General features: G+C 39.9%; 16 protein-coding genes, 1 tRNA gene and 2 pseudogenes. 16 read left to right on the forward strand and 3 right to left on the reverse strand.

Annotation, left to right across the window (positions count from 1 at the left end; translation table 11 throughout):
* The first annotated feature begins 384 nt into the window (after window positions 1-384).
* The gene (locus tag RU86_RS02020; protein WP_096813804.1) at window positions 385-1845 is read left to right on the forward strand and encodes a DEAD/DEAH box helicase; all 1461 of its coding nucleotides are present in this window, start codon (window positions 385-387) and stop codon (window positions 1843-1845) included.
* A gap of 26 nt (window positions 1846-1871) precedes the next feature.
* Here RU86_RS02020 and RU86_RS02025 read toward each other — a convergent pair whose 3' ends face one another.
* Window positions 1872-2708: a helix-turn-helix domain-containing protein gene (locus tag RU86_RS02025; protein ID WP_096813805.1), complete on the reverse strand. Its 837-nt coding sequence runs from the start codon at window positions 2706-2708 to the stop codon at window positions 1872-1874.
* 200 nt (window positions 2709-2908) lie between these two features.
* On the opposite strand from RU86_RS02025, the gene RU86_RS02030 reads away from it, so the two are divergent.
* From RU86_RS02030 to RU86_RS02045, 4 genes are all read left to right on the forward strand, one after another.
* Window positions 2909-4660, forward strand: coding sequence for an ABC transporter ATP-binding protein (locus RU86_RS02030; protein ID WP_096813806.1), 1752 nt, complete (start codon window positions 2909-2911; stop codon window positions 4658-4660).
* Window positions 4660-6438, forward strand: a complete 1779-nt coding sequence (locus RU86_RS02035) for an ABC transporter ATP-binding protein (RefSeq protein ID WP_096813807.1) — start codon at window positions 4660-4662, stop codon at window positions 6436-6438. The genes RU86_RS02030 and RU86_RS02035 overlap by 1 nt, the downstream gene beginning before the upstream one ends.
* Before the next feature lie 90 nt (window positions 6439-6528).
* Window positions 6529-7206: a ribose-5-phosphate isomerase RpiA gene (gene rpiA / locus RU86_RS02040; RefSeq protein ID WP_096813808.1), complete on the forward strand. Its 678-nt coding sequence runs from the start codon at window positions 6529-6531 to the stop codon at window positions 7204-7206.
* 180 nt (window positions 7207-7386) lie between these two features.
* Entirely contained in the window at window positions 7387-8118 is a 732-nt protein-coding gene (locus RU86_RS02045; RefSeq protein WP_096813809.1) for a formate/nitrite transporter family protein, read from the forward strand.
* 38 nt (window positions 8119-8156) lie between these two features.
* Here the strand turns inward: RU86_RS02045 and RU86_RS02050 are convergent, their stop codons facing one another.
* Window positions 8157-8606 carry an NUDIX hydrolase gene (locus RU86_RS02050; protein ID WP_047916226.1) on the reverse strand — a complete coding sequence of 150 codons (450 nt, stop codon included), beginning with the start codon at window positions 8604-8606 and terminating at the stop codon, window positions 8157-8159.
* Window positions 8607-8823: 217 nt separating this feature from the next.
* On the opposite strand from RU86_RS02050, the gene mreC reads away from it, so the two are divergent.
* The 9 genes and pseudogenes from mreC to ptsP all read left to right on the forward strand — a co-directional run bounded on the left by mreC (window position 8824) and on the right by ptsP (window position 19089).
* Window positions 8824-9693 carry a rod shape-determining protein MreC gene (gene mreC / locus RU86_RS02055; protein WP_096813810.1) on the forward strand — a complete coding sequence of 290 codons (870 nt, stop codon included), beginning with the start codon at window positions 8824-8826 and terminating at the stop codon, window positions 9691-9693.
* A 363-nt stretch (window positions 9694-10056) separates the two neighbouring features.
* Window positions 10057-10590 carry a rod shape-determining protein MreD gene (mreD, locus tag RU86_RS02065; RefSeq protein WP_096813812.1) on the forward strand — a complete coding sequence of 178 codons (534 nt, stop codon included), beginning with the start codon at window positions 10057-10059 and terminating at the stop codon, window positions 10588-10590.
* A gap of 88 nt (window positions 10591-10678) precedes the next feature.
* Complete coding sequence (pcsB, locus tag RU86_RS02070) at window positions 10679-11890, forward strand: peptidoglycan hydrolase PcsB (RefSeq protein ID WP_096813813.1); 1212 nt, start codon at window positions 10679-10681, stop codon at window positions 11888-11890.
* 217 nt (window positions 11891-12107) lie between these two features.
* Window positions 12108-14496 (forward strand): annotated as a pseudogene (gene secA, locus RU86_RS02075) (preprotein translocase subunit SecA); the annotation flags it as partial.
* Window positions 14497-14597: 101 nt separating this feature from the next.
* Window positions 14598-14687 (forward strand): annotated as a pseudogene (locus RU86_RS12470) (SEC-C metal-binding domain-containing protein); the annotation flags it as partial.
* A 36-nt stretch (window positions 14688-14723) separates the two neighbouring features.
* On the forward strand, window positions 14724-15749 hold the full coding sequence (locus RU86_RS02080) for a 3-deoxy-7-phosphoheptulonate synthase (RefSeq protein WP_096813816.1): 1026 nt from the start codon (window positions 14724-14726) through the stop codon (window positions 15747-15749).
* Between the two features lie 119 nt (window positions 15750-15868).
* Entirely contained in the window at window positions 15869-16900 is a 1032-nt protein-coding gene (locus RU86_RS02085) for a 3-deoxy-7-phosphoheptulonate synthase (protein WP_096813817.1), read from the forward strand.
* Window positions 16901-17089: 189 nt separating this feature from the next.
* Entirely contained in the window at window positions 17090-17359 is a 270-nt protein-coding gene (locus RU86_RS02090; protein ID WP_047916219.1) for a phosphocarrier protein HPr, read from the forward strand.
* A gap of 2 nt (window positions 17360-17361) precedes the next feature.
* Entirely contained in the window at window positions 17362-19089 is a 1728-nt protein-coding gene (ptsP, locus tag RU86_RS02095; protein WP_047916218.1) for a phosphoenolpyruvate--protein phosphotransferase, read from the forward strand.
* A gap of 103 nt (window positions 19090-19192) precedes the next feature.
* Here ptsP and RU86_RS02100 read toward each other — a convergent pair.
* Window positions 19193-19275, reverse strand: a tRNA-Leu gene (locus RU86_RS02100).
* A gap of 355 nt (window positions 19276-19630) precedes the next feature.
* Between RU86_RS02100 and RU86_RS02105 the strand changes: the two genes are divergently transcribed.
* Window positions 19631-20353, forward strand: coding sequence for a DeoR/GlpR family DNA-binding transcription regulator (locus RU86_RS02105; RefSeq protein WP_096813819.1), 723 nt, complete (start codon window positions 19631-19633; stop codon window positions 20351-20353).
* Complete coding sequence (pfkB, locus tag RU86_RS02110; RefSeq protein ID WP_096813820.1) at window positions 20331-21242, forward strand: 1-phosphofructokinase; 912 nt, start codon at window positions 20331-20333, stop codon at window positions 21240-21242. Before RU86_RS02105 ends, pfkB begins: the two co-directional genes overlap by 23 nt.
* Window positions 21243-21264: the final 22 nt, after the last annotated feature.

Raw genomic sequence — 21264 nt, forward strand, 5'->3', positions numbered from 1 at the left:
GGTCGAAAAAGGTTTGCCCTAAATATAATGCAAGGTAATCTGTGGTAGGGGACGACTCACCAAATGTATCACGTGCACGTATCATCCCTCCCCCTAAAATTTAAGGGGAATTAGAATAAACTGAATTAAACAAGGCTCAGCTTAAAAGTGTATAGTATCGCGTTAAAGTTTAAAAGTGATATAGCAGAAAAGAAGTAGATGATCAAAATAGACCGAATCTATTATTACATTTGACTAGGTCTAAAGCACCTTGCCTGAAAAAAGAGTTGCGTTTAAACCATTCTTTGGTTTAAATCTATGGAGGTCGTTTTTTAAGAACTCTCATCCTACCGCCTTTCGTGAGACCTATTGCGGTCTGGTGGGGTTACATGGTATAATCACAAGATGAAGACATTTGATACATTAAATATAAGCCAAAAAACACAGCAGGCACTGACTGCTCTAGGATATACGCAACCAACCGAGGTACAAGAAGCTGTTATTTCAGAATTGACAGCGGGACATGACTTACTTGTTAAGTCACAGACGGGTAGTGGTAAAACGGCCGCTTTTGCCATACCAATCGTTGAAACAGTAGTTTGGGAAGAACGTCGCCCGCAAGTACTTGTGCTTGCACCGACACGTGAACTTGCCTCGCAAATCAGTGAGGAGATTTTTAATGTTGGACGTTTCAAACGGATAAAAGTTGAAACGCTGATCGGGCATTCATCTTTTCAAGCACAGGTTCGTAATTTGAAAGAACGAACGCATGTTGTCGTTGCGACGCCGGGTAGATTATTAGATCATATCGCGCAAGGGACGATTCAGTTAGACTTAATTAAGCTTGTTGTGCTTGACGAAGTAGATGAGATGCTCAGCATGGGCTTTATGGATCAGGTTGATGCCATATTTGAAGAGTTGCCAAGCAAACCTCAGGTCGCCCTATTTTCAGCGACTTTACCGAAGGCAGTTAGAGATGTCGCGGATTTCTATGTAAAAAATCCGATCTTGGTTGAGGTTAAGGCGACCAATGCTGTATCAAAACGAATTGAGCAAACTTTCTATTTAGTTGACAAGGAAGATAAGCTAGAAAATCTATACCAGTTATTGGTGATGGAAAATCCAGACTCGGCTATTATTTTTGCCAATACCAGAGCTGCAGTTGATGCCATTTCAGACTACTTACAGCAGAAAAAAGTGCCAAATGAAACCTTGCATGGTGGTATGGAGCAACGCGATCGAACGCGTGTGATTAATGATTTTAAACATAATTATTTCCGTTATTTGATTGCGACAGACGTCGCAGCGCGTGGCATAGATGTCGCAGATATCGCGGTTGTCTATAATTATGATCTACCTGATAATCCTGATGCCTATACCCACCGTATCGGAAGATCGGCGCGTTTCGAAAAAACGGGACAAGCAATTTCATTGGTTAGTGCAGCACAACGAAGTGATTTTGCTAAAATCGAGCAGGTTCAAGCGGGGATTGATGCGACCATAACAGAGATGCAGTTACCAAGCGTTAGCCTGTTTGATAAACGTCTGCCTTCGTTTATCGCTAAACAAAATAGAGAACTCGTCTTGAAAACAGATAAGAATACAGTCTTTAAAGATGAAATCATGAAACTCCATATCAATGCAGGTAAGAAAACAAAATTACGAGCAGGTGATGTGGTCGGTGCCATTACTAGTATTCCTGGTATTAGTGGTGATGATATCGGTGTGATTGCTATCGTGGAAGTGTCTACTTTTGTTGAGATTCTAAATGGCAATGGTAGTAAGGTATTAAAAGCGCTCCAAACTGAGAAAATTAAAGGTCGCGTACGCAAAGTATCTCGTGCAAATGCCGGAAAATATGAGTAAATAAATAGCCTTGTCTGATAGACAGGCTATTTATGTCGTCTTAGCAAAGTGGACGGGGATTTGCCGTAATATTTTTTAAAGAGCTTGCTGAAGTAGAAAGCATCGCTATAGCCAACTTGATTTGCGGCTTCCTTAACGGTAATGTTAGCGTTGCTCTTTAGTAAAGCTTTGGCACGGGCTAAGCGAATTTTGATCAGGTAATTAATCGGAGATTCGCCAGTCTCTTCTTTAAATACCCGAGAAATATAGGTGGGGCTCATATAGAGTGTTTGTGACAAAGTAGATAAGGACACCTCTTCATCATGATGCGCTTCCAAGTAGTCGATGATATGCTCAATCATGATTTGCTTCTCTTGTGCTTCATAAGATAACTTGAGTGCATTGGTTTCAAGTTGGCTAGTGGCTGAGTCTCGTAAGATAAGGACAATTAATTTCATGACGAGAGCCTTAATCATCAAATCGTATCCAGGATAAGCGGTCGCTTTTTCTAGCAGGATAGCCTGACAGACATCAAAAAACTGGGTTTCAAAGTCAGTTAACTTGATAATAGAAGAGGTGAACGGAAACCGGTCACGTGGCACACCATGCAGTGTCAGGTTTCGAAAACCAATATGCAGTTGTGTTGCAGACATACCAGTTTCGTAGGATTCGTGATGATAGACACCAGGATTAAATAGTAAGAGTGTTTTTTCTGGTATGCGCGTTTTTTGATCACCAATCACATAGTCTACACTACCATCTAGCACAATAGACAGTTCCAAAAAGTCATGGCAATGATGTTTGTTAGTAGTTGGGCCGATGTTTTCATAATCAAAAACATATAAAATTTCAGGATTGAACGTTTTCGTATTTAGCTGTAACATAATGACTCCCTTTACGATGGCAATGAGGTATTCAGTTAGGGGTAATTTGATAGGTCAATAGGCCTATTTTATCATATTTTTTGTAATCGTAAGTAGGGTAACTTTGTCTATCTATTTTGACAATAAAGACCATTCTCTTTTGAAGAGACTTGTTTTAAGCTAGAGTTAAGCAACATAATTAGGCAGTATGAGGGGGTATTATGGATAGTATTAAATGGGTTTGGCAATATGCCAAAGTTTACAGATGGCGGATCGTCTTAGCAGTGTTACTCGTGGCTATCGTGTCGGGTTTGTCTATTATTTTCCCGCTCCTTGGGGGCGAGTTAGTTGATGTCGTGATTGATCAAGGGAAAACAGAGTGGTTGCTCCCGATTCTAGGTGGCATGATTGGGATAACCGTTTTTCGAATTATCTTGCGCTATGCTTATCAGATTTTGTTTGAAGTGATTGGTCAAAATACACTTTATAAAATCCGTGAGGATTTATATGTTAAGTTGCAAGAGATGGATTTTGGTTTCTTTAATCAAACGCGAGTAGGGGATATTATGGCACGTATGACAGGTGATACGGATGCCATTCGTCACTTTGTTTCGTGGGTTGTTTATACCTTATTGGAAAATGCTTTATTATTCATCGCAGCAGTGGTTGTGATGGCAAGTATTGATTGGCGGTTAATGTTAGCCCTACTTGCGGTTACCCCTTTGATTGCCTATCTGACCAGCAGGATGTCGCGTCAAGCAAGTCCGCTGTTTTATGAAATTCGTGAGAGTTTTTCTAGGCTCAACTCCATGGTGGAGGAGAATATTAGTGGCAATAGAGTGGTCAAAGCATTCACACGTGAGGCATTTGAAATCGAGAAATTTAATGCCCACAATGATGACTTTAGACAGCGTAACATCGATTCAGCTGAGGTGTCTAGAAAATACTTACCGATTCTAGACTCTCTGGCAGGCTGTCTAGCCATTATTACGCTTGTTTTAGGTGGCTACTTCGTGATTAATGGTCAGATGACCCTAGGGAATCTGGTTACCTTTAACGGTGTTTTATGGATGATTAATATGCCAATGCGGATGAGTGGTTGGCTGATCAATGATGTCCAACGATTTGTTGCGTCATCCTTTAAAATTCGAGACATGTTAGACTCAGAAACAAAAATTCCACTTGTATCTGAAAAATCAGCGAAAACGCTAAAAGGCTATGTTGATTTTGAGGATGTGTCCTTTCATTTTGCTGATGATCCAGAAACAGAGGTTTTATCACATGTCTCTCTAAAGGCCGCACCTGGTCAAACAATCGGTATCCTCGGAGAAACAGGGTCTGGTAAATCGACATTAGTTAATCTTATCGCCCGCTTCTATGATCCGACTTCTGGTGTGGTGAAACTGGATGGTGTTGATGCTAGAAAGTGGCATGTCAGACAGCTCCGCAACCATATCGCACTGGTCATGCAAGATATCTTTTTATTTTCTGATACGATTGCAGAAAACATTGCATTTGGTGTACCAGGTGCAGATGGTGATGAGGTCAGAAAAATGGCGCGTATAGCAGATGCCAATCATTTTATTGAGCAGATGCCAGAAGGCTATGAGACGATTGTAGGAGAACGAGGTGTTGGCTTATCTGGTGGTCAAAAGCAACGTATTTCCTTAGCGCGTGCCTTGATGAAAGATCCAGCAATCTTGATTTTAGATGATACAACGTCAGCCGTTGATATGGAGACAGAGACTAGAATTCAAGAAGAGTTAGACCAAATAACATCTGATAAGACAACCTTTATTATCGCCCACCGTGTGTCATCTGTTAAAGAAGCTGACGAAATTATTATCATGGCACATGGTAAAATTGTAGAGCGTGGGACACACGACAGTCTTTTGGCGAAAAAAGGCTATTATTATGATGTCTATAATAAACAACTCGGTAACTTTGGGATAGAAATGGGAGGAGGTAGCTAATGGCTAGAAATAAATTTGACGTCGATGAAACCCTGGAAGAATCCTTTAATGCTGCACATTTTAAACGTTTGTTTAACTATATCGTGCCCTATAAAAAAACAGTCTATCGGACATTATCGGTTATTTTTCTGGCCAATATCGCAGCCATGTTAGGACCGTTCTTCACTAAATTAGTGATAGATGATGTCATTCCCCAAAAAAATCTAGGGATGCTAGGACTTTTGGCAATCGGGTTTACATTATCTGTCATCGTAACAGGTTGGTGCATGCGCTACCGGATTCGAACAATCACGGTACTTGGTCAGGACGTCTTAAAAGATATGCGCTCAGATATCTTCGAGCATTTACAGAAATTACCCTTCGCTTACTTTGATAGTCGTCCCCATGGTAAAGTTTTAATTCGCGTGGTCAACTACATCAACTCCTTAAGTGATTTATTGTCAAATGGCTTGATCAACCTCATCTCAGATATGTTGAGTGTGGTCGTGACCTTGCTATTCATGTTTGCCATCGACTTTAAGTTAACGCTATACAGTTTAGCCTTGCTACCTGTTTTGTTTGTATTTGTCATGCTGATCAAGAATGCCCAGCGTAAGGCCTATCAAAACTTGAGTAATAAGCAATCTAATATGAATGCCTACATCCATGAAAGTATTTCAGGAATCAAGGTGACACAGTCATTCTCACGTGAAAATGAAAATTTCAATATTTTTTCTGATGTCAGTCAGGGATATCGGACATCCTGGATGAAAGCAATTTATATCCAGTTTCTTTTATGGCCAGGTGTGCAAACTGTTTCAGTTTTGACAACCTGTCTCATCTATTTCATCGGCATTAAAAAGTTAGGTGTAGAGGTCTCGACAGGTACCTTAATTGCTTTTATTGGCTATATCAAGAACTTTTGGGATCCAGTGATTAATATCGGCAATTTCTATAATTCCCTGATTACAGCAACAGCTTATTTAGAACGGATTTTTGAAACATTGGATGTGAAACCTGAGATTGAGGATGCGCCTGATGCCTTTGTCTTACCACCTATTAAGGGAGATGTTACTTTTAATCATGTGACATTTGGCTATGAGTCAGGCAAAGAAATCTTAAAGGACATTACGTTTCATGTGACACCAGGAGAGTCGATCGCTTTGGTTGGGCCAACAGGTGCCGGTAAGACGACTGTGATTAACTTACTCAGTCGGTTCTATGATATTGATGCCGGTGAGATTTTGATAGATGGTGTCGATATTCGTCGTGCTACCTTAACGTCATTGCGACAACAAATGGGCGTCATGCTACAAGATACGTTCATCTTTTCTGGGACAGTCTTAGAAAATATTCGGTATGGTCGCTTAGATGCGAGTGAAGCAGAAGTGGTTGCCGCAGCTAAAGTCGTCCGTGCCCATGACTTTATCGTGGAATTAAGAGATGGTTACCATACGGAAGTGAAAGAACGCGGCAGTACCTTATCTGCTGGTCAAAGACAATTAATTTCCTTTGCACGTGCACTTTTAGCCAATCCAAAAATTTTAATTCTGGATGAAGCGACATCAAGTATCGATACAAAGACTGAAAGTCTGTTACAAGACGGGCTAGATCGGCTATTGGTTGGCCGGACGTCCTTTATCATCGCGCATCGCTTATCAACCATAAAAAATTCTGATCGTATTTTTTATATTGATAAAGGAGGGGTTCAAGAATCGGGTAATCATGATAGCTTGATGGCCTTGAAAGGGAATTATTACCACCTCTATCAATCGCAGTTTGATCTCTTACAACAATAGATAAAAACAAAAGATACGCCCAGTATTTATAGGGATATAAAAGACTTAATTTAGCTTACCTAAATTAAGTCTTTTTGCTATAATGAGCTTATGGAAAATATAAAAAAATTAGTTGGTGTTGAAGCGGCCAAATTTGTCAAGGACGGGATGATTGTTGGCCTAGGGACAGGGTCTACAGCGGCATTTTTTGTGGCTGAGCTTGGCAGACGTGTTGCCGAAGAAAACTTGCAGATTGTAGGGGTCACGACGTCAAGTGTCACAAGTGAGCAGGCATGTCGTCTTGGGATCGCCCTAAAGAATATTGATGACGTGGATGCCATTGACTTAACGGTTGATGGTGCTGATGAAGTTGACCTTGCACTTAATGGCATAAAAGGTGGTGGTGCTGCCCTTTTGATGGAGAAAATCGTTGCCACTTATAGTCGGGACTATATTTGGATCGTAGACGATGCTAAAATGGTGACACATCTAGGTGCCTTCCCATTACCAGTCGAGGTTGTGACATTTGGCTATGGACAGGTGTTTCGCCTATTTGAGAAGCTAGGCTTTAACCCGGTTGTTCGTGTGGATGCAAGTGGCGAGATTGTGGTAACTGACATGGGTAATCATATTATTGATCTGCATTTGGCAGAAATAAAAGATCCCGAACGTCTGGCTAACTTGTTAGATGAAACAGTTGGTGTCGTAGAGCATGGTCTCTTTAATGGCATGGTCAAAAAAGTAATTGTTGGTAGTGCTAGCGAAGGTGTGAAAATAATCACAAAATAACTTGTAATCGTTTCCAAAATAAGGTAAAATTGGGTTTGAGACAAGAGGTCTAACAGAAATATTGGGTTAAAATAGTGCAGTTGTGCGCATGTTACGCTGCCAAAATAATCTGATATGAGCACTAAGTGCAACTGTTTTAGGTTGGCCGATTTTATGAATAGAAAAGAGTATACTTGGGTTATGTACACACCGGAAGAGATTTTAGAACAAACTGCGGCAACTGCTGTCGTTAAAGTCAACAAACCGCTACTTACCAAAATGATTTTGGGATTTATCGGTGGCGCGATGATTTCACTCGGCTATTTGGCTTATCTACGGGTAGGCGGCGGCCTTGCAGGTGCAGCTGTTTTTCCAGTTGGGTTAATCGTGATTTTACTTGCGGGGGGTGAGTTGATCACGGGTAACATGATGGCAGTTGCTGTCGGTTATTTTAAAAAACGGGTCACCCTATCTGAGCTTTTGCAAAACTGGCTAGTGATTACCCTAGCTAATATAGTCGGTGCAATTTTTGTTGCTTACGCATTCGGTGTGCTAGCAGGGACCTTGACGTCTGGTGCTGCCCTAAAAGAGGCGCTTCATGTTGGACAAGGTAAACTAACTGCTAATTTTTTGACCTCTTTCTTTTCAGGAATTGGCTGTAACTGGTTTGTAGGCTTGGCTGTTTGGTTAAGTTATGGTGCTAAAGATTTTTCAGGTAAGATACTCGCGATCTGGTTTCCAGTCATGACCTTTGTGGCGATTGGCTTCCAGCATAGTGTGGCAAATAGTTTTTTAATTCCTTTTATGATTTTTATGGGACATGCCACTTGGGTAGACTTTATTAGTAATTTCATCCCTGTTTATCTAGGGAATATTGTAGGTGGGGCTATTTTGATTTCCTTATTCTATACGTTAGCTTATAAGAAGCACTAAAATAAATCAAAAAAACTGTCGACCGACAGTTTTTTTGATTATAGTGAATTGAGGTAGTCTTGCCAAGTTGTTACGCCCCACTTATGGCTGCCTCTTTTAAGTTTTAAGATAGCTTGATCGACAGGAAACCAGTCGATATGATTAAAATCTTCTAATGGTGCACCTAAGATTTCATAACCAATTGTTTCATAGATATAGGCAGGATTATGATAATAGGTATCCCGATGAGATGAGTAGAAGAACTCATCTGCTTGTCCTAAAAATTTACCCAGTTTAGCCTTAGCGCCCAGCTCCTCATGCAATTCTCGATGTAGTGCTTTTTTGTGATCTTCGCCGAGTTCAATTTCACCACCAGGTAGAAAGTAAGCACCATTCGGTGCTTGCACGAGACAAATCTCGGTATTATTGTGTCGTGCGACGATACCATAGACACCATAACGTGCTTGATAATCTACATTGTCAAGTTTGTTGCCAAAAGTTGGAATCATATTTTTTCTCCGTTAATTTTCTTATCTCTATTCTATCAAATTTTGCCAAATTTTGATAAAATAAAATAAGTTAAGTGAACATGACGATTTGGCGATAGTAAATAGAGTTGACCTACTTGTGATGTATCCTGGGTAAGCTTTAGCAACCCGCATGCATCAGTGCTTAGCGTTTAATAGATAGATTAGTTTCATCAATCAATGTGGAGATAGTAAGATAGTGAAAAAAATAAACTTTAGTAAAATCATCATCATAGCACTGATCATGATCATTAGTGCCTGTGTTGCAATCATGGTGTCAGCACAGCGTTATAAGGCAAAACAAACGCCATCAGCTATGAGTTTAGCTATTAATGGTACAGTAGGTGGACTTGATAAAGTGATTGCCATTCCTTTTGATTTTTTTCAAGACAAGATGAGTGATGTCAGTAATTTGTTAACAACATACGAAAAAAATGCTAGCCTGAGTAAACAAGTTTCCAAATTAACGGATGAATCAGTTGAACTTAGCAGTTTAAAGGCTGAGAACAAGGCATTAAAATCAGCGCTTGCATTAGAAAACACACTGACAAACTACGACAAAATCTCATCAAATGTCGTTGTCAGAACGCCCAATGCTTGGCATGATGTTATGACAATCGATAAAGGCAAGTCAGATGGTTTGAAGGAAGATATGATTGTCATGAGCAATGGTGGCGTTGTTGGTCGTATCGTTCAGGTCAATAAAACAACAGCAAAAGTAGCACTCTTGACATCTGATAAGGCCTTGGAAAATAAAATTCCAGTTAGACTCGGTTCAGCAAATAATCCAGCTTATGGGTTGATTACAGGCTATGATGCACAACAAAACGCATTTATCGTCAGTCAAATGTCATCGGATATGACCTTTAATAAGGGGGATGCGGTGATGACGTCAGGACTTGGTGGCAATTCACCAGCAGACCTAACGGTCGGTGAAATCATTGGTGAAAATAAAGACACTAAAGGGATAGATCGTCAAGTCTATGTCAAGCCAACAGGACGTTTTGATAATATTCAGTTTGTTTTTGTTATCAAACGTGGTTTAAATGAAACTAACTCAGACGAGTGATCAGGCATTTTATAGTAAAAAACTAGCTAATTTGAAAGTGCTAGTTTTTTTAGATTTTACATTGTATGCTAGCTTGTCTGGAGAGTCTTTTTTTAAAAAAGTGCTACCATTCAGAGGGGGACAACAAAAAGTAGCAATAGAAAAAAACAATAAGAAATGCTATACTTGAGTAAGTGATACTTTTCTAGATATAATTTATGATGTAATAACTTAACTTTTTGGGATGCTTGTAGCAGTGATAAGAATTGAGTGTAGTTGTGAATGGAACAGTAATTTAAGGAGATAATAGATGCTAAAAAGAGTTAACGCTAGACTCTCTGATATATATAGGCATGATGGTGATCTAAGCGAGGGGGGACGTGTGTGAGTAGATTCTCGTTTCAATTTTTCACGCCCCTGATATTACTAGGCCTTATGCTAGTTGATGGTCATATCACACAGGCGCTCAGTAGCACAGATATGACAGTAACATCTAGTTTATTCTTAATATTTCTGACCTATAGTATTCTACAGCATAGCTATCGGTATATGGTCTTGATTGCTTTCATAATTGGTATGGTATATGACAGCTACTATGTAGGTGTCTATGGGATTGCAAGTTTGTTGTTTCCGTTAATTGTGCTATTTGTCTATAACATCAGACAAACGGTGTTTGAAAATCGGTTAACCCGTATTTTTACAATTATTATTATCGTGACCGCTTTTGAGTTTTTCTCAGCAGCTATCATGTTGCTATTTCAACTGGCAACGTTTAATTTTGGAAATTATATCATCTATGAGATGGCACCAAGTCTCATTTTAAATGTCTGCTTTGCTGTTATACTGCAGTTTCCACTAGAGAAATTGTATGGTGTGACAAAAGGGAAAAGAACATTACAGCCATATAAAAAAATGTAATAGTATTGTAACATCATACGACTAATGAAAGCGTATAATTAATTTTGAAGCTAATTGTACCGTATATTTGGAGGAGAATAACTTTAATATGAAAAAAAGCCTAATCTCGACGATCTTATTGTCGACAGTTATATTATCAGCTGTGTCAACTACGATCGTCGTTGCTGCAGATGATACAGATACAAAAATCGCCAGTCAAGATGCAAAAATTGCCTCGACGAAGAGTGCTGAAACAACAGCTCAGTCAGAAGTGACGAGTATTCAAGCACAAGTTGATACGTTGACAGCAAAACAAACAAAACTTAAATCAGATACAGAAGATTTACTAAATGAGTCTAAAAAACTAGATGCCAAAGCGCAAGAGTTGACCAAAGAGATTGCACAACGTGACGAGTCTCTTAAAGCACAAGCACGCTCAGCTCAAACAGATGGTGCAGCAACATCATATGTAGATGCTGTTGTTAGTTCTAAATCATTATCAGATGCAGTGACACGTATTTCAGCGATGAGAACGATTGTCAAAGCGAATGATGACATGTTGAAACAGCAAGAAGCGGCGAAAGCTGATTTAGTCAAAACAGTTAAATCAAATCAAGCAAAAGTTGATGAAGGCTATAAGTTAAAAGACCAAATGGATACTCAGGCTAAGACACTTAATACACGTCAAGCAGAGCTTAAAGTGTCTCAGTTGAACTTATCTGCAGAGCGTGCAACTGCTGAAGGTGAAAAATCATCACTTTTAGAGCAAAAAGCAGCAGCACAAGCAGCAGCAACTCAAGCAGCAGCAGCTGAAAAAGCCTATACTGATCAAGTGACAGCCTCAACAGCTCAAGCAGCAAGTCAAGCATCTGGTGGTAGTAATACGCCAGCAGCTATAGTTCCAGTGACACCAACACCGAATCCTGCACCAACACCAACACCGAATCCAACACCAACACCAAAACCAAATGGTGGTGGCGGAGCGAATACATATCCTGTTGGTCAGTGTACTTGGGGTGCTAAAATTGCAGCGCCTTGGGCTGGTAATAACTGGGGTAATGGTGGACAATGGGCTTCTTCAGCAGCAGCCGCAGGTTTCCGTACAGGCTATACACCACAGGTTGGTGCAATCGCTTCATGGAGTGGTGGTCCTGATGATGGTGGTTATGGTCACGTTGCTTACGTAACAAGTGTACAAGGTAGTAACATTGAAGTAATTGAATCAAATTACGCTGGCAATATGTCGTTAGGCAGCCACCGTCCGGCGTTTAATCCAACAACTACTGGTAATGGCTCAGTGACTTATATTTACCCAAATTAATTTATTTAAAAATCCGCTCAGGCGGTTTTTTTATATGCCATTAAATAGGTACTATCCTATCAGGGCCTCTTTCTATCTGTTTTCTGTCATTTTTATAAAACAATAGCTTTTTACGTGAGGATTGCCTATTTTGTGTTTGAACTTAATCTAATAAAATGGTAGAATTAAAGGAAGTATCCTGTTTTAGAACAGGGGTTACAACTATCTAGGAGAAAAAATGGCAAACATTATTCAAAACATAATTGAAAATGATAAAAAACAGTTAAAAAAACTACATAAAATGGCTGAAAAAGTTGAGGCTTATGAAGCAGATTATGCAAGTTTACCGGATGACGTCCTCCAAGCGAAAACAGTAGAATTTAAAACACGTTATGAAGCTGGGGAAACATTAGATGAGTTGCTATCTGAAGCGTTTGCTGTAGCACGTGAAGGTGCGAAACGTGTGCTAGGTCTTTTTCCTTATCATGTTCAAATCATGGGTGGTATTGTCTTACATAATGGCGATGTGCCTGAGATGCGGACTGGTGAAGGTAAAACCTTGACTGCAACCATGCCTGTTTATCTGAACGCGATAGCTGGTAAGGGAGTCCATGTTGTAACTGTAAATGAATACCTGTCTGCACGTGATGCGACTGAGATGGGAGAACTTTATAACTGGCTAGGCCTTACAGTCGGTATTAATTCTTCAACTAAATCTCCTGCTGAAAAACAGGAAGCCTATGCCTGTGATATTACCTACTCGACTAACTCAGAGTTAGGGTTTGATTATCTACGTGATAACATGGTAACGACATTTGAAGAGATGTCACAACGTCCGCTTAATTTTGCCTTAGTCGATGAAGTTGACTCGATTTTGATTGATGAAGCCAGGACACCTTTGATTATTTCGGGTCAGGCAGAAAGTTCAAGTGCACTTTATTATCGTGCGGATCAGTTTGTTAAACAACTAAATGGTCGTGAAGACTATGAAGAAGGCGACGATTATAAGATTGATGTACAGTCTAAAACGATTGGCTTGACAGAAGAGGGGATCGATAAAGCTGAGAAATTCTTTGCTATCGATAACCTTTATGATCTTGAAAATGCAGCCTTGACACACTATGTGGATAATTCGTTACGTGCCAATTATATCATGTCACTTGACTATGATTACATGGTTGATGAAAATCAAGAAGTGTTGATTGTTGACCAATTTACTGGTCGTGCTATGGAAGGTAGACGTTTTTCTGATGGCCTTCACCAAGCGATTGAAGCCAAAGAAGCTGTTCCGATTCAAGATGAATCTAAAACGATGGCGTCTATTACTTATCAAAACTATTTCCGTATGTATAAAAAATTGGCAGGGATGTCAGGGACTGGTAAAACAGAGGCTGAAGAATTCCGCGAAATTTATAATATGCAAATTATTCCGATTCCGACAAATATGCCAGTTATTCGGATTGACCATTCCGATTTGTTGTATCCAACAATCGAGTCTAAATTCGCCGCTGTCGTAGCAGATGTAAAAGATCGTCATGAAAAAGGACAACCTATCCTGATCGGTACAGTCGGTGTGGAGACATCAGAGTTAATTTCTAAACGTCTTGTTAAAGCAGGAATTCCACATGAAGTCTTAAATGCTAAGAATCATTTTAGAGAAGCGCAAATCATCATGAATGCTGGTCAAAACGGTGCGGTAACAATCGCGACCAATATGGCCGGTCGTGGTACGGATATCAAGCTCGGTGCTGGTGTTGTTGATCACCCAGAAGCTGACTATCGTGGTCTTGCTGTTATCGGGACTGAGCGTCATGAATCCCGTCGTATTGATAACCAGTTACGTGGTCGTTCAGGTCGTCAAGGTGACCCAGGTGTGTCACAATTTTATCTATCATTGGAAGATGACCTCATGCGTCGTTTTGGTAGTGAACGGGTTGCAGCTGTTTTAGACCGTTTCAAAATTGAAGGTGAAGATGCGGTTATCAAGTCTCGTATGATCACGAATCAAATTGAAGCGTCACAAAAACGCGTTGAGGGGAATAACTATGACTCTCGTAAGCAAGTCCTACAGTACGATGATGTCATTCGTGAGCAACGTGAGGTTGTTTACAAACAACGTTATGAAGTGATTACAGCTAAAACTGATTTGACACCATACCTATTTGGCATGTTTGATAGAACAATCGATAGATTAGTTGCTGGTCAGGCGCCACTAGGTAAATTAGATGAAGCTGGTATGCAGGATCTCATCGTTCAAGTTGAAAGTAACTTACTATCAGATGGTGCGATTACAGCAACTGAACTTGAGAGCTTGAACCTAGATGAAATCAAGGCCTTAATTTTTGACAAAGTCAAAGTCGTTTATGGTCAACAAATGGATAAACTAATTGATTTAGAACGTCAATTGAGTTTCCAACAAGCCGTTATTCTTAGGACAGTTGATACCAATTGGTCAGACCATATTGACCAATTGGACCAAATGCGTCAAAGTGTCGGCCTCCGTGGTTATGCCCAAAATAATCCCTTGGTTGAATATCAACAAGAAGCATTTTCGATGTTTAATAACATGATTGGTGCGATTGAATTTGAAGTGACACGATTAATGATGAAAGCGCAAATTCATCCACAATCAGCAGTCCAACAAGATAATGCGCCTAAAGTCGTAACGACAGCTTCCCTAGAAAACTTGACGACAGTCGGATCAGAGCAAGTTGCTGAGTCTGAATTTGATTTTTCAAATGTTGGACGTAATGAGATTTGTCCATGTGGTTCTGGGAAGAAATTCAAGAATTGTCATGGTCGAATGAGAACAGTTTAACCCTATTCACATTATTTTAAAATTGAAAGTAAAAATATGACATTTAAAGCGCTCTCTAAAAAACTAGAAATAGCAGATATCAAAGAGTTGGGTAAACTCTCTGAAGCCACTAAAGCGATAAAAGCAGGTCGTGACCGCGAACTCGAAGCCATTATCAAGGGAGAAGATGACCGTATCTTACTCGTGATTGGGCCATGTTCTTCTGATAACGAAGCAGCAGCGCTTGACTATGCACATCGCTTAGCTAAACTTCAAGAAGAAGTGAAAGATAAAATTTTCATGGTGATGCGCGTTTATACAGCAAAACCACGTACAAATGGGGATGGCTATAAGGGCTTGATTCATCAGCCTGATGCAACGGCACAACCGAATTTACTAAATGGCATTAAGGCTGTTCGTGAATTACACTATAAAGTGATTACTGAAACAGGATTAACAACCGCAGACGAAATGCTCTACCCTGAAAACCTGCGTATTGTAGACGATTTAGTGAGTTATATCGCTGTTGGTGCACGGTCAGTTGAAAATCAACAACACCGGTTTGTTGCCTCAGGGATTGATGTACCAGTTGGTCTGAAAAATCCGACATCTGGTAATCTTAGTGTGATGTTTAACGGCATATATGCTGCCCAATCACCACAGAATTTCCTGTTTAACCGAACAGAAGTGGAAACACAAGGTAATCCGTTAGCACATGCTATTTTACGTGGTGCCTTAAACGAGTATGGCAAAAATATTCCGAACTACTACACTGATAATTTATTAGATGCGATTGCTAGCTATGATAAGATGGGACTTCAAAATCCATTTATTATGATCGATACGAATCATGATAATTCAGGGAAACGGTATTTGGAACAAATCAGAATTATTCGCCAAACGTTAATTAATCGCAAGTGGAATCCGCTTATTCATAAATATGTTCGAGGCTTTATGATCGAATCGTATTTAGAAGATGGCCGACAAGATGAGCCAGTTGTATTTGGCAAATCAATCACAGATCCGTGTTTAGGATGGGATAAAACAGTCGCATTGATTAATGAAATATATGAGACACTCTGAGGCTAATAGGCCTCATCAGTGTCCTTAATCAGCACCGTTATAGAAAACTGGAGTCTACTTCAGCTTTTTATTTAGGTTTACTTGTCAGAATTTTGTAAATATAAGAAGGAAATAGATAAATGGGAATTCATCAAAAAGGTAGTGCGATCGATATCGCTAAAATTAAAACACATGCTAAATTAACGGATGACGCATTAGCTAAAAAAGAGGCACGAGACCTTGAATTGATGCGCATCATCAAGGGTGAAGATGATCGTGTCCTACTCGTTATTGGGCCATGTTCTTCAGATAATGAGACGGCTGTACTAGATTATGCCCACCGCTTGGCTGCCTTACAAGAAGCAGTAAAAGACAAGATTTTTATGGTCATGCGTGTCTACACTGCTAAGCCAAGAACAAATGGAGACGGCTATAAAGGGTTGATGCATCAACCTGATACGTCGAAATTACCTGATTTGATTAATGGTATCCATGCAGTTCGTGATTTACATTATAAAGTCATTACACAAACTGGTTTGACAACGGCAGATGAGATGCTCTACCCGTCTAACTTACATATGGTAGATGATTTAGTGAGTTACCATGCAATTGGCGCACGTTCTGTTGAAGATCAAGAACACCGCTTTGTCGCTTCAGGGATTGATGTGCCAACGGGTATGAAAAATCCAACATCAGGAAATCTTAATGTGATGTTCAATGCTGTTCATGCAGCACAAAATAAACAAAATTTCCTATATGGTAATTCAGAAGTTGATACAGATGGTAATCCGCTTGCCCATGTTATCTTACGTGGTGCAACAAATGAATACGGAGAAAACGTTCCAAATTACTACTACGATAATCTCTTAAAAGCAATCGCCCAATATGAAAAATTAGGCCTTCAAAATCCATTTATCATGGTTGATACCAATCATGATAATTCAGGTAAACAATTCATGGAGCAAATCAGAATTGTTCGCCAAACCTTAATCAACCGCGACTGGAATGACAAAATCAAACAAACAGTCCGTGGCTTCATGATTGAATCTTATATTGAGGATGGTCGCCAGGACACGCCTGAAGTTTATGGGAAGTCGATTACTGATCCATGCTTAGGCTGGGATAAAACAGCAGCGTTGGTAAATGAAATCTATACGACATTGAACAAATAAAAAAGGGCTTTCCCTTTTGTCTGCAGTCTGATGATATCGAAGAGATTTTTAAGGTGCAGATATCATAAGACAAAAAAATCTTACGTTATGATTGCAAACCTTTTCATTTTGTGATAAACTTATGTTGTTATGGCTTTGCTTTTTAGCAAGCCAGAAAATAATTCGAAAAAAACTAAGGAGAATGCAATCATGGCATCTAAAGATTTTCACATCGTAGCTGAAACAGGTATCCACGCACGTCCAGCAACATTGCTTGTTCAAGCAGCTTCAAAATTCACTTCTGACATCAACCTTGAATATAAAGGTAAATCAGTTAACCTTAAATCAATCATGGGTGTTATGTCACTTGGTGTTGGTCAAGGCGCTGACGTTACAATTTCAGCAGAAGGCGCTGACGCTGACGACGCAATTGCAGCAATCAGCGAAACAATGACTAAAGAAGGATTGGCTGGAGAATAATCATGGCAGAGAAGCTTACAGGTATTGCCGCATCTAGCGGTGTCGCAGTTGCCAAAGCTTATCTACTGGTTCAACCGGATTTGTCATTTGAGACAGTTACTGTCGAAAATACTGACAACGAAGAAGCTCGCTTGGATACTGCCTTAGAGGCAAGCACAGGCGAGCTTAACGTTATCCGCGAAAAGGCCGTAGATAGTCTTGGAAACGAAGCAGCATCAGTTTTTGATGCACATTTGATGGTATTGGCTGATCCAGAAATGATCGGTCAAATGAAAGAAACTATCCGTGCTAAGAAAACAAACGCGGAGACAGCGCTCAAAGAAGTAACAGACATGTTTATCGGCATTTTTGAAGGTATGGAAGATAATCCATACATGCAAGAACGCGCAGCAGACATTAAAGACGTTACAAAACGTGTGCTTGCAAACCTTCTTGGTAAAAAACTACCTAGTCCAGCAACAATTGACCAGGAAGTGATTGTTGTTGCACATGACTTGACACCATCTGATACAGCGCAACTTGACAAGAAATTTGTTAAAGCCTTTATCACAAATATTGGTGGTCGTACAAGTCACTCAGCAATCATGGCACGTACGCTTGAAATCCCAGCTGTTCTTGGTACAAATAATATTACAACACTCGTGACAGATGGTCAACTTTTGGCTGTTAATGGTATCACAGGTGAAGTGATTATTGATCCGACTGAAACTGAACAAGCAGACTTTATTGCTGCTGGTAAAACGTTTGCAGATCAAAAAGCTGAGTGGGCATTGCTTAAAGATGCTGAAACACGCACTGCTGATGGCAAACACTTTGAGCTTGCAGCTAATATCGGTACACCTAAAGATGTTGTTGGTGTAAACGAAAATGGTGGTGAAGCGATTGGCCTCTACCGTACTGAATTCCTTTACATGGATTCACAAGACTTCCCGACTGAAGACGAGCAGTTTGATGCTTATAAAGCAGTTCTCGAAGGCATGAATGGTAAACCAGTTGTTGTGCGTACGATGGATATCGGTGGAGATAAAGAACTTCCTTATTTCGATCTACCAAAAGAAATGAATCCTTTCCTTGGTTACCGTGCGCTTCGTATCAGCCTATCTGCAGGTGGGGACGCGATGTTCCGTACGCAAATGCGTGCTTTGCTTCGTGCCTCAGTTCATGGTCAATTACGTATCATGTTCCCGATGGTTGCCTTGCTAACTGAATTCCGTGCAGCTAAAAAGATTTTTGATGAAGAAAAAGCTAACTTGATCAGCGAAGGTGTTGTTGTTGCTGATGATATTCAAGTTGGTATCATGATCGAAATTCCAGCTGCAGCAATGCTAGCTGACCAATTCGCTAAAGAAGTTGACTTCTTCTCTATCGGTACAAACGACCTCATCCAATATACGATGGCCGCTGACCGCATGAATGAACAAGTTGCTTACCTCTACCAACCTTATAACCCATCAATCTTGCGCTTGATTAACAATGTGATCAAAGCAGCGCATGCTGAAGGTAAATGGGCAGGTATGTGTGGCGAAATGGCTGGTGATCAAACCGCTGTACCACTTCTAGTGGGTATGGGACTTGATGAATTTTCAATGTCAGCGACATCAATCCTACAAACACGTAGCTTGATGAAACGTCTTGACACTGTTAAGATGCAAGAATTAGCTAACAAAGCCTTGACTGAATGTGGTACTTTGGAAGAAGTAGCTGCTTTAGTTGAAGCCTATACAAAATAAAAATAATTGAAATGCCTTATTGAGATATTAACTCGATAAGGCATTTTTTTATAAAAAAATAAGGCACATACATGAAAGTGATGTGCCTTATTTATATTGACCATGCGGAGAAAGGGATTTGAACCCTCACACTCTTTCGAGTACATGCACCTGAAGCATGCGCGTCTGCCATTCCGCCACCTCCGCTTAACAGTTATATTATATCAGAAAAAGGTGAAAAAAGTAAAAAACAAGTCAGGTCTATGACAGATATACTTTAATATAAACTTTGAAGCATAAGGGTATCTGTAGGTATTATAGATCCCCTTAGTCATTTTGATTGCCAAATGGACTAATGTTTCATTAAGGAAATATTAGTCAAATTTTAATAAATGAAAGATAATTCTTTTTTTTGAAAGTTTTTGATAGAAAATGCTTGACAATGATAGTTAATGCTTGTATAATTAAAAATGCAAACGGTTACAGTAGCAAGTTTTTAAAAGACAATAACGCTAATCAGAACTCTCTGAATTTAGAGATGCCTTAATCGTAAGGGAGTACCATGCTAAAAAATGCTAGAAAACAAAAAATTTTAGACCTTGTAGATCGGTCAGGCTACGTCACGTTGGAGATGCTGTCACAGGTCTTAGCGACGAGTGAGTCTACGATTAGACGTGATTTGACTGAACTAGACAAGTCTCAAAAGCTGAGACGGCTACATGGTGGTGCAGAAAGTCTATCACATCTGCGCTATGAAGAAGATGTTGCTGAGAAATCGGTTAAAAATGTGCAACATAAGCTTAGAATTGCACAAAAAGCGGTTAGTAAACTCAAACATGATGATGTTATTTTTATGGATGCTGGGACAACCGTGGCGATGATGACCAAGTTTTTGATTGATTTTGACAATCTGACAGTTGTCACCAATTCAGTACATACTGCTTCTGCTTTAATGGATAAGAAAATTAAAACAATTATCATTGGTGGTGCAGTTAAACCTACCACTGATGCAGTCACTGGGAATTTTGCAGTCCAGCAACTCATGTCTTTTAATTTTAGTAAGGCATTTATCGGGGCAAACGGTATCTCACGAGATGGTGGCATTACGACACCAGATGAAGAAGAAGCGACAGTCAAGCGTGTTGTGCTAGGGCAGTCAAAAGAAAAATTTATTCTAGCAGACAGTTCAAAATTAGGAAAAATCTATTTTGCAAAATTTGCAGAATTTGACAAGAGTATTGACATTATAACGGAGGAAATCAATGATTTACACAGTAACACTTAATCCATCTATCGACTTTTTAGTCAGACTACCAGAGTTCAAGGTTGGGGAAGTCAACCGGATGACAAGTGATGATAAATTCCCAGGTGGTAAAGGGATTAATGTTTCACGTATCTTAGCACGTATTGACTCTAATTCGACAGCTTTTGGCTTTCTTGGTGGGTTTACAGGGGATTTCATTAAGGAAAAGTTAGAAGCTGAAGCAATCGTTACAGACTTCGTAAATATTGCATCTGATACACGTATCAACGTGAAGATTAAATCAGATATTGAGAGTGAAATTAATGGCGCAGGACCACAGATTTCAGAAGCGGAACGCGCTCAGTTCTTTGAAAAATTGGCTGTCTTAACCCCTTCAGATATCGTCGTCTTAGCTGGGTCAGCTCCGGCCAGTTTAGGTCAAGACTTTTATCTAGATGTCATTAATAAAATCAAAGCACAAGGTGCAGAATTTGTGATTGATATCGAAGGTGATGTATTGGTTAAATCACTGGCCAATCAACCATTGGTTGTCAAGCCAAACAATCACGAACTTGGTGCCATATATGGTGTTGAATTCGAGACTGTTGAGGAGCTCATTCCTTATGGTCATAAATTGTTAAGTGATGGTGCTAAATATGCCATGATTTCTATGGCCGGAGATGGCGCATTACTATTCGCAGATGGCAAGACTTACTTTGCCAAAGCAGTTAAAGGAGTGGTTAAAAATTCTGTTGGTGCTGGTGATTCGATGATCGCAGGTTTCGTAGGTGAGTTTGCAAAATCACATGATGCAGTTAAAGCATTTAGACAAGGGGTCGCATGTGGTACCGCGACAGCTTTCTCTGATGATTTAGCATCTGCTGAGTTTATTCAAGAAATCTCCGAGCAAGTCGTTGTTGAAGAACGTTAAGGGTTGTAATTATATTACAGGT

This window comes from Pseudolactococcus piscium, assembly GCF_002441695.1.
GTDB lineage: Bacteria > Bacillota > Bacilli > Lactobacillales > Streptococcaceae > Pseudolactococcus > Pseudolactococcus piscium.

Bases quoted from the DNA above. Each gene is read 5' to 3' on its own strand.
- RU86_RS02030 (WP_096813806.1), top strand. From the start codon at position 2,909: ATGGATAGTATTAAATGGGTTTGGCAATATGCCAAAGTTTACAGATGG.
- RU86_RS02020 (WP_096813804.1), top strand. From the start codon at position 385: ATGAAGACATTTGATACATTAAATATAAGCCAAAAAACACAGCAGGCA.
- RU86_RS02080 (WP_096813816.1), top strand. From the start codon at position 14,724: ATGACATTTAAAGCGCTCTCTAAAAAACTAGAAATAGCAGATATCAAA.
- pcsB (WP_096813813.1), top strand. From the start codon at position 10,679: ATGAAAAAAAGCCTAATCTCGACGATCTTATTGTCGACAGTTATATTA.
- RU86_RS02105 (WP_096813819.1), top strand. From the start codon at position 19,631: ATGCTAAAAAATGCTAGAAAACAAAAAATTTTAGACCTTGTAGATCGG.
- RU86_RS02025 (WP_096813805.1), bottom strand. From the start codon at position 2,708: ATGTTACAGCTAAATACGAAAACGTTCAATCCTGAAATTTTATATGTT.
- RU86_RS02035 (WP_096813807.1), top strand. From the start codon at position 4,660: ATGGCTAGAAATAAATTTGACGTCGATGAAACCCTGGAAGAATCCTTT.
- RU86_RS02090 (WP_047916219.1), top strand. From the start codon at position 17,090: ATGGCATCTAAAGATTTTCACATCGTAGCTGAAACAGGTATCCACGCA.
- RU86_RS02085 (WP_096813817.1), top strand. From the start codon at position 15,869: ATGGGAATTCATCAAAAAGGTAGTGCGATCGATATCGCTAAAATTAAA.
- pfkB (WP_096813820.1), top strand. From the start codon at position 20,331: ATGATTTACACAGTAACACTTAATCCATCTATCGACTTTTTAGTCAGA.
- RU86_RS02050 (WP_047916226.1), bottom strand. From the start codon at position 8,606: ATGATTCCAACTTTTGGCAACAAACTTGACAATGTAGATTATCAAGCA.
- ptsP (WP_047916218.1), top strand. From the start codon at position 17,362: ATGGCAGAGAAGCTTACAGGTATTGCCGCATCTAGCGGTGTCGCAGTT.
- RU86_RS02045 (WP_096813809.1), top strand. From the start codon at position 7,387: ATGTACACACCGGAAGAGATTTTAGAACAAACTGCGGCAACTGCTGTC.
- rpiA (WP_096813808.1), top strand. From the start codon at position 6,529: ATGGAAAATATAAAAAAATTAGTTGGTGTTGAAGCGGCCAAATTTGTC.